Source organism: Geminicoccus harenae (genome assembly GCF_019800005.1).
GTDB classification, from domain to species: Bacteria; Pseudomonadota; Alphaproteobacteria; order Geminicoccales; family Geminicoccaceae; genus Geminicoccus; species Geminicoccus harenae.
On the sequence record NZ_JABGCL010000230.1, the window covers coordinates 1 to 624 of the forward strand.

1 protein-coding gene is annotated in these 624 nt (G+C 38.0%); it reads right to left on the bottom strand.

Annotated features, from left to right (window positions below):
- Positions 1-78: 78 nt before the first annotated feature.
- Positions 79-624 (bottom strand): retrotransposon gag family protein (locus HLA95_RS27720; RefSeq protein ID WP_222185191.1); only part of this gene is annotated, 546 nt, incomplete at its 5' end.

Genomic DNA, 624 nt, shown 5'->3' on the forward strand with positions numbered 1-624 from the left:
TTGATGAAAATAGTTAATGAGTTGGCTAAAATTCATGCCATGGTGAGGAATTGCATAAGTCAAACTTTTAAAGCGTTCTCATGCCTTGGCAAAAGATTCATTGGGTTTTTGAACAAAACATTGCAAAGCCTTCATTAAAGCATTGGTTCTTTCAGGTGGGAAAAATTTATCAAAGAATTGCTGCTGTAACTGAGTCCAAGAGAAAATGGTGTTTTCCCTAAGGTACATCAACCATTTTTTTGCTAAGTCTCTAAGAGAAAAAGAAAACATTCTCAAACAAATTATATCGTGTGGTGCGCCAGTATAAAGCATGGTTCCACATACTTCATTAAAATCATGCATAAACTCATATGGATCCTCTGACTCAAATCCATGATAAGTAGGAAGGAGTCTCACCATATCAGGTTTTATGGGAAATTCTACGGCATCACGAGGCAACACAATACAACTTGGGAGAGAATATCTCTGTGGGTGCAATGTCTCTCTAAGAGTTCTTTGTTGTGGGGCAGGTGGTTGCTGTAAAGCTTGGTACTGAGGGTATTGATTTTGAATTACCCTACCAATTACTTGGGGTGGTACAGGAAAGTTTTGACCATTACCAGCTTGATTATTATGCACATTACC